General features: G+C 55.8%; 15 protein-coding genes and 1 tRNA gene. 3 read left to right on the top strand and 13 right to left on the bottom strand.

From position 1 onward, the window contains the following. Window positions 1-13 precede the first annotated feature (13 nt). Window positions 14-1,000 (bottom strand): 2-hydroxyacid dehydrogenase, encoded by a 987-nt coding sequence (locus ACR0JG_RS02075; RefSeq protein ID WP_170392503.1) that lies wholly within the window; start codon window positions 998-1,000, stop codon window positions 14-16. A 169-nt stretch (window positions 1,001-1,169) separates the two neighbouring features. Here ACR0JG_RS02075 and ACR0JG_RS02080 point away from each other — a divergent pair, with 169 nt between their 5' ends. Then, complete coding sequence (locus tag ACR0JG_RS02080) at window positions 1,170-1,658, top strand: SH3 domain-containing protein (RefSeq protein ID WP_480503753.1); 489 nt, start codon at window positions 1,170-1,172, stop codon at window positions 1,656-1,658. A 27-nt stretch (window positions 1,659-1,685) separates the two neighbouring features. Here the strand turns inward: ACR0JG_RS02080 and ACR0JG_RS02085 are convergent, their stop codons facing one another. Then, window positions 1,686-2,195 carry a ferritin gene (locus tag ACR0JG_RS02085; protein ID WP_170401952.1) on the bottom strand — a complete coding sequence of 170 codons (510 nt, stop codon included), beginning with the start codon at window positions 2,193-2,195 and terminating at the stop codon, window positions 1,686-1,688. A 370-nt stretch (window positions 2,196-2,565) separates the two neighbouring features. Here ACR0JG_RS02085 and ACR0JG_RS02090 point away from each other — a divergent pair. Continuing rightward, a tRNA-Gln gene (locus ACR0JG_RS02090) sits at window positions 2,566-2,640 on the top strand. A gap of 572 nt (window positions 2,641-3,212) precedes the next feature. On the opposite strand, the gene ACR0JG_RS02095 is transcribed toward ACR0JG_RS02090, so the two are convergent. The 10 genes from ACR0JG_RS02095 to ACR0JG_RS02140 all read right to left on the bottom strand — a co-directional run bounded on the left by ACR0JG_RS02095 (window position 3,213) and on the right by ACR0JG_RS02140 (window position 12,892). Continuing rightward, window positions 3,213-3,665, bottom strand: a complete 453-nt coding sequence (locus tag ACR0JG_RS02095; protein WP_480567402.1) for an SRPBCC family protein — start codon at window positions 3,663-3,665, stop codon at window positions 3,213-3,215. 102 nt (window positions 3,666-3,767) lie between these two features. Further along, window positions 3,768-4,376, bottom strand: a complete 609-nt coding sequence (locus ACR0JG_RS02100) for a nucleotidyltransferase family protein (protein WP_480567403.1) — start codon at window positions 4,374-4,376, stop codon at window positions 3,768-3,770. Then, on the bottom strand, window positions 4,369-5,151 hold the full coding sequence (locus ACR0JG_RS02105; RefSeq protein WP_480567404.1) for an XdhC family protein: 783 nt from the start codon (window positions 5,149-5,151) through the stop codon (window positions 4,369-4,371). Before ACR0JG_RS02105 ends, ACR0JG_RS02100 begins: the two co-directional genes overlap by 8 nt. Then, a complete protein-coding gene (locus ACR0JG_RS02110) occupies window positions 5,148-6,329 on the bottom strand; it encodes a vWA domain-containing protein (protein ID WP_223116889.1) in 1,182 nt (393 codons plus the stop codon). Before ACR0JG_RS02110 ends, ACR0JG_RS02105 begins: the two co-directional genes overlap by 4 nt. Beyond that, window positions 6,326-7,201, bottom strand: coding sequence for an AAA family ATPase (locus tag ACR0JG_RS02115; protein WP_480567405.1), 876 nt, complete (start codon window positions 7,199-7,201; stop codon window positions 6,326-6,328). Before ACR0JG_RS02115 ends, ACR0JG_RS02110 begins: the two co-directional genes overlap by 4 nt. Window positions 7,202-7,247: 46 nt before the next feature. After that, on the bottom strand, window positions 7,248-9,677 hold the full coding sequence (locus ACR0JG_RS02120; protein WP_170465120.1) for an aerobic carbon-monoxide dehydrogenase large subunit: 2,430 nt from the start codon (window positions 9,675-9,677) through the stop codon (window positions 7,248-7,250). Next, window positions 9,674-10,168 carry a (2Fe-2S)-binding protein gene (locus tag ACR0JG_RS02125; protein ID WP_170392521.1) on the bottom strand — a complete coding sequence of 165 codons (495 nt, stop codon included), beginning with the start codon at window positions 10,166-10,168 and terminating at the stop codon, window positions 9,674-9,676. Before ACR0JG_RS02125 ends, ACR0JG_RS02120 begins: the two co-directional genes overlap by 4 nt. Before the next feature lie 12 nt (window positions 10,169-10,180). Beyond that, window positions 10,181-11,035: an FAD binding domain-containing protein gene (locus ACR0JG_RS02130; RefSeq protein ID WP_170513581.1), complete on the bottom strand. Its 855-nt coding sequence runs from the start codon at window positions 11,033-11,035 to the stop codon at window positions 10,181-10,183. A 111-nt stretch (window positions 11,036-11,146) separates the two neighbouring features. Further along, window positions 11,147-12,262: an MHYT domain-containing protein gene (locus tag ACR0JG_RS02135; protein ID WP_480567406.1), complete on the bottom strand. Its 1,116-nt coding sequence runs from the start codon at window positions 12,260-12,262 to the stop codon at window positions 11,147-11,149. Window positions 12,263-12,547: 285 nt separating this feature from the next. Next, a complete protein-coding gene (locus ACR0JG_RS02140; protein ID WP_480567407.1) occupies window positions 12,548-12,892 on the bottom strand; it encodes an adenylate/guanylate cyclase domain-containing protein in 345 nt (114 codons plus the stop codon). Window positions 12,893-13,133: 241 nt separating this feature from the next. On the opposite strand from ACR0JG_RS02140, the gene ACR0JG_RS02145 reads away from it, so the two are divergent. Continuing rightward, window positions 13,134-14,411: a tetratricopeptide repeat protein gene (locus tag ACR0JG_RS02145; protein WP_480567408.1), complete on the top strand. Its 1,278-nt coding sequence runs from the start codon at window positions 13,134-13,136 to the stop codon at window positions 14,409-14,411. A gap of 127 nt (window positions 14,412-14,538) precedes the next feature. Here ACR0JG_RS02145 and ACR0JG_RS02150 read toward each other — a convergent pair whose 3' ends face one another. After that, window positions 14,539-15,387: an ABC transporter six-transmembrane domain-containing protein gene (locus tag ACR0JG_RS02150; protein ID WP_223116892.1), complete on the bottom strand. Its 849-nt coding sequence runs from the start codon at window positions 15,385-15,387 to the stop codon at window positions 14,539-14,541. Window positions 15,388-15,390: the final 3 nt, after the last annotated feature.

The following is a 15,390-nucleotide window of genomic DNA, read 5'->3' on the forward strand; positions in this document are numbered from 1 at the left end:
CTCAGGCCACAGCCTAAAGCATTGCAGGCACAACCTGATCTGGCGGGCGATGACCGTCTTCGAAGGTCTTGATGTTGATAATGACCTTCTCACCCATCTCGATCCGACCCTCAAGCGTCGCCGAGCCCATATGGGGCAGCAGCACCACATTCGGCAATTGCCGGAGGCGTGGGTTCACATCTGTGCCCTGTTCATAAACATCCAGACCAGCGCCTGCGATCTCACCGGCGCGGATCATGCGTGTCAGGGCGTTCTCATCGACGACTTCACCGCGTGATGTATTCACGATCACGGCCGTGGGTTTCATCAATTTCAAACGCCTCGCATTCATCAAATGAAAGGTCGAAGGGGTCGACGGGCAGTTGATCGAGATGACGTCCATCCGCGCCACCATCTGATCAAGACTATCCCAGTAGGTCGCCTCCAGTTCCTGTTCAATCTCGGGGCGCAACCGGCGGCGGTTGTGATAGTGAACCTGCATTCCAAACGCGCTGGCACGTCGCGCAACGGCCTGCCCTATCCGGCCCATCCCAAGAACACCCAAGCGGCGACCACCGACCCGGCCACCCAGCAAGGCCGTCGGGGCCCAACCGGCCCAATCGCCCTTTTGCATCACGCCTAACCCCTCGGGGATACGTCGTGTAACCGCCAGGATCAGAGCCATAGTCATATCTGCAGTATCGTCAGTCAGTACTCCTGGTGTGTTCGAGACAAGGATCCCGCGCTGCCTCGCCGTCGCCACATCAATATTGTCGACACCGGCACCATAATTGGCGATCAGTCGCAATTTCTCACCAGCCTGCCCCAGGATACCACCATCAATTGTATCGGTTATCGTCGGAACCAACACATCTGCTGTGTTCACTGCCGCCACCAGCTCTTCGCGAGTCATGGGATCGTCGGTGTCACGCAGTTTTACATCGAAAAGCTCGCTTAGCCGTGTTTCCACCGCTTCGGGCAACCGTCGCGTAACGACAACACTCAGACGTTCTCTTGGCACCTTGACCCTCCTACCGCTTTGCAAACTGCCGCGCGCCATGGCATCGTGGCGCAGGATTACACGGGGCACAAGAACCCCTTGGGCATCGTCTCAACCTTTTTTGCATACGATCCACAGGCATAAGAGCAGACAGGCAGTGAGTGCTAGTTTTTCAGTGAACCGCCATTTTGTGGTGTTGATATCGGTTTTCCTGCTCGTGCTCGGCGCAGTGGCCGTGTCCGCGCAGGAAAAACGCGGTCCAGTGACGAATCTACCGCTTCCACGATATGTCTCGATGAAAGCCGCCGAGGGTAATGTCCGTCGCGGCCCTTCGCTGACTCACCGAATCGATTGGGTGTTCAAACGGCGTGGCATGCCGCTGCAGATCACGGCCGAATATGGAAACTGGCGCAAGGTTCAGGATCGAGACGGTGCCGGGGGTTGGGTGCATTACGCGCTGCTTTCAGGTGTGCGGACAGTCCTTATCGAAGCCGACTTGCTGCCGGTTTACGCGATGCCTGATCCCAAATCGCAGGTGAACGCGCATTTTGAAACCGGCGTCGTCGCCCGGCTTGAAAAATGTTCACCTGATTGGTGCCGCATTTCGGCAGGCGGCTATCGCGGCTGGACCCTGAAAAGCAATCTTTGGGGGGTCGACCCCACCGAGATTCGGGAATGACACGCGTGCGCGATAGCGCCGACTGAGCTACTCCGCGCCTGCAGCGCTGCCGCGTTTGGCCAGTTCCTGATCCAACAACAGCAGGTTCCATCGGTCCCCGCTGGCCGCCTTGGCCTTGTCCAGGATCGATGTGAACAGGTCTTCTTCCTCTATCTGTTCGGCCAGGAACCAGTTCAGCATATTCTGTGTGCTGTATTCTTTGACCTCATGCGCCAGCTCAAACAACGCGTTGATCTGGCCCGTCACGGTTTGCTCCTGCGCCAGCGCCTGCTCCAGTACATCAACGGGTGATTCATAGTCCGTTTGCGGTTTTGCGATGCCGTCGAGATTTACCCTCCCACCCCGCTTGGCGATAAAGTCGAATATACGCATTGCATGGGTTTCCTCTTCGGCAGAATGCCCCCGAAACCAACTGGCGAATCCAGGCAGATCCTGCGCCTCAAAATAAGCCGACATCGCCAAGTAGGTGTACGAAGCGTGGAGCTCATTGTTGATCTGCTTATTCAATGCTTCTGCAACTTGCGGGTTCAATTTCATTGCTCGCTCCTTTTTCGTGCTGGTTAGCGGACTTTATCTAGCTAGGCCCGAAGCCAAAGACATTCAACTGATAAAGGTAATTTTTATCGCTATTAATCAATAATTTAATCCAATTCTTGTGCTATTGAAACGCAGTCGCAGGAACGAGCGTTGTAGCGCATTGCGGATTGTATCTCGCGACCGCAAAACCAAGGATTGCCAGTTGGATTTTCGTTTTAGAGATCTAGCTTCGCCTCAAACAATCGCCTGACCCATATTCGACCATCCCGACGATCCAACCGCCATCAAACTAAATTGCATATCCACATCAAAATTGTCCAAAAAAGCCCTTGAACCCTGAAAGCAACAGTCGTAGATAGCCGCTCACCGTTGGGGTGTAGCCAAGTGGTAAGGCAGCGGTTTTTGGTACCGTGTATCGTAGGTTCGAATCCTACCACCCCAGCCATGAGCTTCCAAAGATACAATAAAATCAAGGGGACAGAACCCACCCCTGACTCGCAGTGTGCTACAGCCCTCAGAAACTGAGACACATAGTGCAAAACACCCGAACCACAGAAGTGTACAATGAGTGAGCGGACCATCCGCCTTCTCAGAGCAATAAGCCGGAGCATTGGCACCGTTTGTGGGCTGACTATCAGAATTTCTACAAGACCTCTGTGAGCGAAGAGATCTACAAGGCATCTTTAGAACTGCTTTTATCTAGTCGTTCTGTTACTTTAACCGAAGGATCGCAGAAGTTGACGGCAAAGCGATAGGATTGTTTCACTTTCGATACCATCGCTTTGAGTAATATCTCGAAGATGCCTGTTATCTAAAGAATCTTAATCGCGACGCCTATGTACGAAGGAAAGGTTTTGGTTAAGCGCCGATCGCAGCAGTACACGAAATGGCTAAGATCATCGGAATCCCTAACACCTTTTCAGCGCGTTTGTTGTTGCTGGAACGGTGCAAATTTCCATTCGGATCGCTAGCGGGTGGAGCAAGCTCAAAGAACCGCTTCATCTCCACCCATTAAGATCAAATCATCGCGTCTTCATTCACTACATCAGCGAAGGACTTGAAGAATTTTCCTGCGAGCTTCTTGGCTGTGCTCTGGATCAAACGACTGCCGAGCTGAGCCAGTTTTCCGCCAATCTCGGCCTTGGCTTCATAGCGCAGGATCGTCGTGTCGCCGTCTGCACTCAGCGTCACATCTGCGCCACCCTTTGCATGACCAGCGGTACCACCATTGCCCTGACCAGACAGCGAGAATGCATCAGGGGCGCCGGTCTGGTCCAGGGTAACATTGCCTCCGAACCGCGCCTTGACGGGCCCTACTTTAAGCAAGACCTTGGCCTCCAGTTCAGTATCAGAATGCTTGATTAGTTCTTCACAACCCGGGATGCATTGTTTCAACACCTCGGGATCATTCAGTGCCGCATAGACGCGATCTTTCGGGGCGCTGATGATGATTTCGTCCTTCAGTTCCATAGTCTAGTCCTTCTTAGCAACAGGGAAATCTGATGTTGTCTGCTTGTTCAGTGGTCATTTTGAGCGATTTAAGACGCCTGCGCATACAGATCAGAAGTCGGCTCATGAGATCGGCTCCTTCGCGGTTTCCAAATGAGTCGTATAGTCATCCGGGGTATCGACATCGGTGTAGAACCCTGGCGATGGCAGCTTAGCGGCTTGTACATGTTCGGGATGATCGCGCGTGAAGCCCGAGCAGCCGGGGCGTGCGGGGTTTTCCAGCAATCGCCGGCGCAATAGCTGCGGGATAGTAATTGGATTGCCTCGTGCGCCGTTATGGACAGGTATCGTCACTTTAGTCGCATCACCTGCAACGTGAGCGGCAATCAGATCTTGCAGATCCTGAGTGGTCAATAGCGGCTGATCACCCAAGCCGATCAGAAGCAGATGGGCGTCAGGTGCACAATGCAATCCCGTGGCAACCGAGCTCTGCTGGCCGCTGGTGAAGTTTGCATTGTGAACCAAAGAAACAGCTAGCCCTGATAATGCCCGGCGCACGGCGCTCGCCTTATGTCCTGTTACCACCGTCAGGTCAGTATCAATGGCGCCTAAGTAAGCCATGGCCACACGGCGGATCATCGGTGCGCCGTCTATTGGTAAAAGCAGCTTGTTTTGCGCCCCCATGCGACGGGAAAGACCGGCGGCCAGAAGGATCGCGGCAACATCAGCCATCGGCAAGCCCCACAGTCTGCCGTCTGACACGGACTAACTGCGCAAGGATCGACAGCGCTATTTCCTCGGGCGTGACCGCCCCCAGGTTCAGACCCGCCGGGGCGTGGACGGTGTTGATGGCCTCGGGCGTTATGCCGGCGGTCTTTAGTTTTTCAGCCAGTGTCGCGAATTTCCGAGCGCTTCCGACGAAGGCAACATAGTCGGGTAAATCTGTCAGTACGGATTTGAGCGCGTCCAGATCTCCTTGGCCTTGCGTCGCAATGACAACGAAGCGTCGTCGATTGCAGTTCGTATCAGTCGACTTGGTGCCAGAAACCGACCAGTGGAATTGCGGTGCCAGGGAACTAAGCGCTTGGGCCACAGGGGATGCGCCAAGCACGACAAGTTCGGGCATTGGCAAACAGGGCTCGATAAAAATGTCGACGGTGCCTTTTGACGGGCAACCATTGCGCGCAAAGCGCGTCCCGTCGATCTCATCCCCCGCTATCACGCCCATTTCTTCCAGGAGTTCCTCGGGCGCGACAGAAACCAGTTGCGGCTGACCGGCGCGCAAAGCCTCTACCGCAGCGCGTTTGACCGCACCACGCGTGCATCCGCCACCAAGCCATCCATGCAGGATTGTCCCGTCCGCGCTGAGCAGCGCTTTGGCACCCGGCTTGGCCGCCGTTGCCCCCGCAGTGCGCACGATTGTCGCGAAGGCGAAAGGTTCTTGCCGGTCACGCAGGTCTTGTACCGCATCGGCAAGGTCCGTGTCTAAGATCTCTGCCGGACTCATAGCGTCACCAATTTTGGTTCCAGGGCGGCAAGATCGGCAAGGGTGTTGGCCGGTTGAAAAAGGTCGAGATAAGGCAAGGCCGCAGCCATTCCGCCAGCTACGGGCGCGTAGTCGCTCCAACCCTTCAGTGGATTAAGCCAGATGATCTTACAGCCGCGTTTTCTCAGCTTCTCAAGCGCTGCTGCCAGGATTGCGGGTGGCTCGGTATCATAGCCGTCCGACAAGATCACTACGACAGACCGGCCATCTACAAAGCGCCGCGCATAGGTATCGGCAAAGCGTTGCAACGATGGCCCGATCTTTGATCCACCGCCGAAGCCATCTGCCATCAGCGACATCCGACCAATTGCACGCAGTGCGTCTTTGTCGCGCAATGCTTCAGTGATGCGTACCAGCCGTGTGTGAAAAAGATAAGCGTCGGCATCTTTGTCAGCGCGCATCAGCCCAGCGAGAAATGCAAGGAAAACTTGCGCATAGACGCTCATCGATCCCGATACATCGCAAAGCGCTACGATTTTGCGGCTGCGATCAGGGCGAGACTTGCGCAAGAGCTGCAGAGGTTCCCCTCCTGTCGCAAGGCTCAGGCGAATGGTCTTGCGAAAATGCAGGCGGTCGCCTTTGCGGGCGGCGATCCGACGGCGCGAACGTCGATCGCGCAAAGCGGCACCGATGCGACGCGCAACTGCTTCGGCCTCTGCGATATCATCCGCGCGGACCAGATCACGCAGATCGCGGCGGCTGAGATTGCGTTGCTGAGTTGCGATAAGTTTACCGGTGCCATCGCTGTCGGCTTCGCCGTCACCGGAATCAGGAGCGATGGCGCTGCCCGATGCGCCCATATCCTGACCCTTGGCTTGACGAGAGGAATGCACGTTATCGCTGAGCGCAGACTGCGCCTTGGGCACGGCCCTTTGCTTCACCCGACCGGAATCCATCCAAAAACTATCGAAGAGGCTGTCGAACCGTTCGGCCTCATCCTTGCATCCTGTGCAGATGGCCCGCAACGCGCGACGGCTTTCATTCGGGACAGCGGCATTGACCTCTCCGAGGGCACGCAAGGCAAGCTCTGCCTCTGCCACACCTAGGCGAAGGCCGTTCTGGCGCAAATGCGCAATGAACCCGGCGACACGGGCCGCTGGCCCCGGATCACGCGCCGCAAATTTGGAAACCCGGCTCATGCGGCCTTCCCCGCGATACGGGCCGCGACTTCGGCGGTGATCTGTGCCTGATCGCTTTGAGTTTTCAGCAGCGTGGTTAAGGTGGAGTGCAACACGGTTGGATCGTTGGTCAGATCCGCAATCCCAAGTCCCATCAAGGCGGCAGCAAAATCGAGCATCTCAGCGATGCCGGGTGTCTTTTCCAGTTCCTCCTCGCGAAGCTTTTGTACAAAGCCTACGACTTGCGCGCCAAGACGCGCCTCAATCGCAGGGCAGCGGGCTTTGAGGATTGCAAGTTCTGTCTGTCGGTCCGGATAATCGACATAGGTGTAAAGGCAGCGACGACGCAGTGCATCGGATAGATCGCGTGTGCCGTTTGAGGTCAGGATCACGATCGGCTTACTAGAGGCCGTGATGGTGCCGAGTTCTGGGATAGTCACTTGATAGTCGGCCAGAACTTCCAGCAAGTAGGCTTCGAATTCCACATCAGCGCGGTCAATTTCGTCAATCAACAAAACAGGCGGCGTGTCCTGGGTAATGGCGGCCAATAGAGGGCGTTCCAACAGGAAATCACGGGAAAAAATACGCTCCTCAACGCTTTTGCCCGTCTCACCATCTTCGGCCGCGGCGCGGATCGTCAGCAATTGCCGCTGGTAGTTCCATTCGTAGATGGCCTGCGCGGCGTCGAGCCCCTCATAGCATTGCAGTCGGAGCAATTTAGTGTCGCGCGCATCGCTCAGGGTGCGCGCGACCTCTGTCTTACCTACGCCCGCGGCGCCCTCCAGAAGAAGGGGCCGCTCCAACGTCAGCGCCAAATGGAGAGCAACTGCTAGGTCGTCGGATGCGACATAGCCCTGCCCTTCAAGAGCGGATTGTAAATCGGTCCAGGTCATGTGTGTCTCCGGGCAGAGCGGAACGTCTCCGCCCTGCCTTTCGCCTTTAGCCGTGCAGGCCAAGCTCATTGGCGGTCTTCCAGATCCGCCAGTGATCATGGGGCATGTTGGTATGCCGCAGACCAAAGGCCCGGAACGCATCCTGCACCGCGTTGGAGAAGCATGGCACCCCGCCCACATGCGGACTTTCGCCCACGCCCTTCGCACCGATGGGATGATGTGGCGACGGCGTGACGGTGTAGTCGGTCTCGTAATTCGGAACCTCCCATGCCGTCGGCAGGAAGAAATCCATCAGCGTGCCCGTCTTCACGTTGCCCTGATCGTCATAGGCGATTTCCTGGCCCAAAGCGACGGCGAGTGCCTCGGTCAAGCCGCCATGCACCTGTCCTTCGATGATCATCGGGTTGATCCGGGTACCGCAATCGTCCAGCGCGTAGAAGCGGCGGATGTCTGGCACGCCTGTATCCACATCAATATCCATCACGCAGACATAGGCACCGAACGGATAAGTCATGTTCGGCGGGTCATAGTAGCTAACCGCTTCAAGCCCTGGCTCAATCCCTGGAATGGCCTGATTGTAGGCGGCGAATGCGATTTCTTTCATGGTCTTGAACCGCTCGGGCGCTCCTTTGACCACGAAACGGTCGACGTCGAACTCGACGTCATCGTCATGCACTTCCAACAGATAGGCCGCGATCATTTGCGCCTTGGCGCGGATCTTGCGGCCAGCCATGGCCGTAGCCGCCCCGGCAACCGGGGTCGAGCGCGAGCCGTAGGTGCCCAGACCATAGGGCGCGGTATCGGTGTCGCCCTCTTCGATGGTGATGCTATCGGCAGGTAATCCGATCTCGGAGGCCAGTATCTGTGCGAATGTCGTCGCGTGGCCTTGCCCCTGCGAAATCGTTCCAAGCCGTGCAATTGCAGAGCCCGTGGGATGGATGCGAATTTCGCAGCTATCGAACATGCCGAGACCCAGGATATCGCAATTCTTCACTGGGCCAGCACCCACGATCTCAGTGAAGAAACTGAGACCGATTCCCATAAGCTTGCGCGTTTCGCCCCGTTTGAACGCCTCTACACGCTCGGCCTGTTCCTTGCGCAATCCCTCGTAGTCGACGGTGCTGAGCGCTTTGTCCCATGCAGTGTGATAATCGCCAGAGTCATATTCCCAGCCAAGCGCGGCCTGATAAGGGAATTGCTCTTTCTTGATGAAGTTGAGCCGGCGCAAATCTGCCGCGTCCATGTTCAACTCGATCGCCAGCACCTCGATCATCCGTTCGATGAAATAAACCGCCTCTGTCACGCGGAAGGAACAACGGTAGCTGACCCCGCCCGGCGCTTTGTTGGTGTAGACGCCATCAACCTCAAGGAATGCGGTCGGGATGTCGTAAGATCCGGTGCAGATATTCATGAAACCCGCCGGGAATTTGGTTGGGTCGGCGCAGGCGTCAAATCCACCATGGTCCGCTGTCACATGGCAATGCAACCCGGTGATCTTGCCGTCCTTGGTGGCAGAAATGCGGCCCTTCATCCAATAGTCGCGGGCAAAGGCGGTGGTCATCAGATTGTCCATCCGGTCTTCGATCCACTTTACCGGTTTGCCGGTGACGATAGAGGCGACGACCGAACACACATAGCCCGGATAGGCCCCAACCTTATTTCCAAACCCGCCGCCAATATCGGGAGAGATCACACGGATATTGTGTTCCTCGATCCCGGAAATCAGGCTGACCACAGTGCGGATAGCATGAGGCGCCTGGAACGTGCCCCAAAGAGTCAGCTTGCCATTGACCTTGTCCATTGAGGCGACGCAGCCGCAGGTTTCCAGTGGGCATGGGTGCGTACGGTGGTAATACATGGTCTCTTCGGCAACGACCTCGGCATTGTCGATTGTCTCGAATGTTGGATCCTTGTCGCCCGCTTCCCACGTGAAGATATGGTTGTGGTGCTTTCGAGGACCATGTGCTCCATCGATTGGTTTGCCATCCTCGCCCACGGTGTCTTCACGCAGAACTATCTGTGATTCCATCGCCTTGAACGGATCGACCAGAACCTCAAGCTCTTCGTATTCGACTTCGACGGCCTCGATTCCATCTGCCGCCGCATAGCGGTCTTCGGCGACCACAAACGCCACTTCCTGGCCTTGAAACAGAACCTTGCCATCGGCCAGAACCATCTGCTTGTCGCCGGCCAGCGTCGGCATCCAATGGAGGCCGAGCGGTTCAAGGTCCTTGGCGGTCAGCACAGCGAGAACGCCGGGCACTTCAAGCGCTGCCGCCGTATCGATGTTGGTGATCCGTGCGTGAGCGTAGGGAGAGCGGACGAAATCTCCAAAGAGCATCCCGTCAAGCTTCACGTCATCGACGTAGTTGCCCTTGCCTTGAGTAAAGCGGGCATCTTCCACCCTTTTGCGCGAACAGCCCATGCCCTTGAGGTTCGCGGTGCGTTCCTCACGATCTGGTGTCATGTCATTCATTGGGCCGCCTCCTTGGCTGCATTCATCTCGGCCGCTGCGGCTTTGATAGACTTCACGATGTTCTGATACCCGGTACAGCGGCAGATATTACCTGCCATGCCAAAACGGATCTCTTCCTCGGACGGGTTCGGGTTCTCTTCGAGCAACTTTGCCGCGCGTGTGATCATGCCCGGTGTGCAGTAGCCGCATTGCAGCCCGTGATGTTCCTTAAACGCCTCTTGCAGCGGGTGCAGCGCGTCAGGCCCACCGATGCCTTCGATGGTTGTGATATCCTTGCCATCGGCCTGCGCCACGAACATGGTGCAGGACTTGACTGATTTGCCATCAATGGTGACGGTGCAAGCGCCACAATGGGAAGTCTCGCAGCCAATATGCGGGCCGGTGATGTTGAGCCGCTCGCGCAGCGTGTAGATGAGAAGTTCGCGTGGCTCGGCAAGGAATTCCTCTTCCTTGCCGTTCACCGTGATCTTGTAGTGTTGTTTCTTTGACATCGGACGATCTCCTCACGCACGCGACCAGGCGCGCTCAATGGCGCGGGTTAGAATGATACCTGCCACGTGTTTTTTGAAAGCGACGGGACCGCGGTTGTCCTCGGTGGGGTCAATATCACCGAGCATGGCGGCCACAGCGGTCTTAATGGCATTTGCATCGACGCCGGTGCCAACCAGAGCGGCCCCAGCCGCCTCGGAAAAGACCGGTGTGTCGCTCAGATTGGTCATTGCAATCGAGGCGGAGGCACAGGTGCCACCTTCTTTCACGATCTGGACTGCAGCAGCAGCGGTAGCATAATCGCCAATCTTGCGCTTTTGTTTTTCATAGGCGTAACCGCCATGCGGCGTTGGGATGGTGACTGCAGTCAACACTTCTTCGTCTTCCCGAGCGGTCATGTAGGCGGCTTCGTAAAACTCGCGGGCAGCGATTTCGCGTTCCCCGTCAGGACCCTCGACAGTGAAACGCGCATCCAGGCACTGCATCAGGCCGGGCATGTCATTGCCGGGGTCGCCATTGGCCACGTTGCCACCAACTGTACCCATGTATCGGACTTGCGGGTCTGCGATCTGAAGGGCAGCTTCGCGCAGAATCGGAGCGGCGTCAGCCAGTGCGTCGTGATCAATAATCGCGTGCTGGGTGACCATCGCACCGATGCGAATACTGTCACCTCCGATCTCGATATCAGACATGCCGCCAACATCCTGAAGATCGATCAGATGCGGCACATCCGCCATCCGCAGCTTCATCATCGGAATCAGGCTGTGCCCACCGGCCATGACGCGGGCATCATCGCCATGCTCTTCCAGGATCGACAGCACACCGGCCATGTCCTTGGGTCTGTAGTATTCGAATGCCGCTGGAATCATCGGCTCTCCTCCCTTCAAGCAAATGTTCTGGCTGAAAGGATCACTGCATGCGCTTGGATGGCGACGCTTCAGTAAATCAACAAAAAACAGGTATTTTGCACGAAATGCGCCCTAGGTCGCACGAATTGCGCCGACCTGCGATGCAAGCGCATCCTGAACCGTCTTGAGTTTGGATCGACTGACCGGCGCGGGTGGCAAACCATCCCCGTCGAACAGGCATCGGCCCTTATCCTTGGTACGCTCAAACCGCGCCACGCGCTGAGGATTGACAAGGTAGCTGCGGTGGGTCTGGAGAAATCCGGTGGGCACCAATCGCTTGGCGGCCTCGGTCACTGGCCAGACACAAAACAAACGATCCGTTTCGGTGTAAACTTGAGTGTAGTGCCCATCCGCGCGCAAAAACAGAACATCTTCGGCAGAGATGAAGACCTTTCCACCATCCCGTTCGCAAGGAATTTGCAGCAATGGTTTTACATCCGCGGTCGCTTCTGTTGGCTCCGGGTCTTTCCTCGAAGGTCCTGGCAGGTAGGTCACGCTGACCCACAAGCAAGCACCAAATATGATGAAACTGAACAGGATTACGCCAATGGCCAGCGTCTCATTGCTCATCAACGGGCCAAACTCAACCCCACTTGGCACGGCGACGAAACGGGTGCTAGCCAGAGCAAGAAAATGAACGGTGCAAACCGCCGCTGCAAAACACAACGTGCCCAGCAAAATGTTTCTGTTTGTTCGCTGCCCGTAGGCAATCGCGAAAGCCAGCATACAAAGCGCTATTGCAGCAATCGAGGACAAGATGACGCCACTGGGCGTATACACTGCCCGGCAAAGCTCCAAGCCAGCCATGCCAATATAGTGCATCGCCAAGATGCCCAACCCAACAACGCCTCCTGCCATCGCAATCGTGGCGCGGTTGCGTTCGGTGAAATGCAACAGAATAAGCGCAGCTCCGACGAGCAGGATCGCGACAAGGGCAGACACAAGTGTGATTGCAGCGTCGTAATAGAACAGGATCGGCATCTGAAGCCCGAGCATGGCCACGAAGTGCATGGCCCAGATTCCACCGCCAAGCGAAACAGCCGCAAGAGCCACCGAGGCCTTCTTTTCAAAGACCGGCTTCGTCGAAAGATCTCGCGTCATCGACAATCCTGTAAACCCTGCCACGAAGGCAACAATGCAGGACATGGCGACGAGGAAACTGTTGTGGCTGACGTCGAGAAACTCCATTGTCGCAAATTGGCTAAAAAGTATGCGTTTGGCAAATGGATCAACGATGTCGGACGTTCAAAGAGCGGTTACACATTAGGCGATGCCCAGCTCCGAAGCATTCGTGCCGAGGTGGCTAGCATGCTGCTATTCGGCGGCTTTGAGGCCTAATCCGCCGTTCATATTGATTGGGTGAAAACCACAATTTATGGCTAATGAAGGTCTGCTCGACCCCTCCCGCCGTCATCATTTGATGTTTAATTTGTGACTTCCGAAAGCTGTTGGGTGGAATGGCTAGAGATGCCTTTAGACCGCTCTAAAAACTTGCCAGTCTTCGGATAAGCCCTTCAGTTCTTTTGTTCCAAGACTTTCGAAGTCCAGACCGGACCCAGCCACCAGATCTTTTAGTGTTCTGGAAACGACGATGTCGCCGCCTCCGCCCAATTCTGAGATACGCGCTGCAATGTTAACGGCAATTCCGCGCACATCATCCGCAGAAACTTCGACCTCGCCTGTGTGACCCCCTAAGCGAACTTCCAGATTCAGCTTGGAAATGGCATCGCCAATCGCCTTGCTACGATGGATCGCCTGGCCGGGTCCGTCAAACGTAGCGAGAAAGCCATCGCCATATACTTGGTAGGCAATGTGCACCTCATCGCTGTGCCTCCTTAGGACAACCCTATTGGCAAAGAAAGGCTATGAGGCACGCTTGGTTCAATCAATATCTTTTCAATCAGCAGTGAATGCCAGAAGGCCAGCCCGTTAACCGATGGTTCGATCCTTATAGCAATCGATTTTCCACAATAGTGCTTATGGTTTCGCTTTTTGTGCTAGCGTTGGGCAGTTGCGAGCACGCACGTTTGAGTATGCTGACGAAAGTGGGAGTATGGAGATGCTGGTTGACCGATATGGACTGACGCTGACGACCAGCCTGCCAGAGGCGCGGGACGCCTATGTCGCGGGGCTTGATCACATCCTTGCAGCAACGTTTGGTGCAAGCGAAGCTTTTTCCGCCGCCATCACGGCCGATCCCGGCTTCGCCCTCGGTCACGTTGGGCTTGCTCGAGCTCGAATGTATGAAAACGATATGTCTGGCGCTCAAGAGGCAATGGCGTCGGCCCGCGCCTGCGCATCTGGGTTGACTGAGCGCGAGGAGGGTCATCTCGCGGTATTCGATCTCTTGCTTCAGGGACGTGTTTCACAGGCACGAAGCACAGTTCTGAAGCACGCTGCTCATCACCCCCGCGATGTCCTTGTCGCGCAAATCTGTACCAACATTTTCGGCTTGATTGGGACATCGGGTGAGCCTGGTCGGGAAAGCACGCAACTTGCCTACACGACCAAATTATTTGATGCCTTGGGCGAAGACTGGTGGGTAATGAGCGTACACGGTCAGGCGCTGTGCGAAGTTGGGCGTCTTGATGAGGCCATGTCCATGATGGACGGCTCGCTCGCTTTGAACAACGCCAATGCAAACGCGTCACACTTCAAAGCGCACACGCTCTACGAGCAAGGTTATGGAGAGGCCGGTCGCGCATACCTTGCCGACTGGATCGCGGATTATGATGTGCGCTCGGTATTGCACGGCCACTTAAGTTGGCATCGCGCTCTGTGGGCCTTGGAGCAAGGGGATGAGGCTGAGCTATGGACGATTTACGAAGGAGCTATCGCACCCGCAGCGTCCTATTCGTTGCCGATAAATGTTCTAACCGATGCTGCTGCACTTTTGCACCGCACTGAAATTGCAGGTCTTACAGTTGCGCCCAAACTTTGGCGCGACCTGAGCGAATACGCATCACGGTTTTTTCCAAACCCAGGCATGAGTTTTGCGGACATACATGGCGCGCTGGCTCATGCAATGGCAGGGGAAGGTGAACACCTTGCGGTTCTGACCGAAACAAGCTTGGGTTTTGCGGCAGATCTTGTTCGCCCGGTGGCACGTGCTTGGGGTGCGATTGCGCGACAAGATTGGACGGATGCGCTGCAACAGCTGACTCCGGTCATGGCAGATCACGCTCGTCTGGGTGGCAGCCGCGCACAGCGTGACCTTTTGGAGCTGACTTACCTGAATCTGCTATTGAAATCCGGCCATATTCAAGAAGCTCATCGAACGATTACAGCGCGACGCCCGATCTTCAGTCATACTGCGCCCGTTGCAGGCTTTGTCTGAATTCACAAAGCTCTAGTTTATCAGCTCTTCTTACCCCTCCTTTAGCTAGGCTGCGCACGACCGGAATGGACTGGTTACTTCCTGATTACAAATCCCGTATCACGCCATTTATGGTATGCAAGCCTGATCAATCGCTCTGCAACCTGGTCGTAATTTCTGACAGGCGAGACCAGGATTGTAAGGTGACGGGCAAAGCAAGTGCGGCTTCCGCAAACTCCCACGAATAGCTGATAATCGAAAATATCATGCCCGGTGTCGCATCCAGGTTTTGGGTCGCGAACCACAGGTTGAATAGGAGCAGACCTATTAACAGAATGAAGATTACGCCATACAGAACGGCTTCGGTATCCGAGAGCTTTACTTCGAACCGGCGCAGTTTACTCAGGTGGACGAAAACCGGACGGTCACGTCGTTGTTCCAGAACACTGACCTGATGCTCCATTTGCTCATTCAGCGCACGGTTCCATTGCCAAAACGTCGAATGAAACAGAGCGTATACAGATATCATTCCGACAAGAACCCCACAGGCAGACAGGGCCAGAACTGGCGAGAAGTAAAACAGCAAAATTGCTGATACGACGAACTGCACCACCCCCGCGATTGCCGAGGGCAGGATCTCCTCAAGAAAGTCGGCCAGTTCGCGCCCCATGCCGATCCGGGCGTTCAGCGACGAAATTGGAAGATTTGAAAACCGTACGGCAAGCGCCTTGCCCAACTCGACACGGATCATACCGTAGACACGTGTATCGTAAATCCGCCGGATCACGCTGATCATAGTGAGGGCAACCATGAGCGCACCTAACTGCACAAAGGGCTCAAAATCTTCGCTCAGCAATCCATCTATGGCGAAGCCGACGAACAGCGGAATCAGAACCGTCAGGGCAGTTTCAGCCAGGATCAGGAACCACGTAATCCCTACGCGCCAGCGGAACACACTCAGAAGCGTGCCGATTGTCAGTTTTCGATCTGTCAGCATGGC

The organism is Ruegeria sp. AD5 (genome assembly GCF_056542345.1).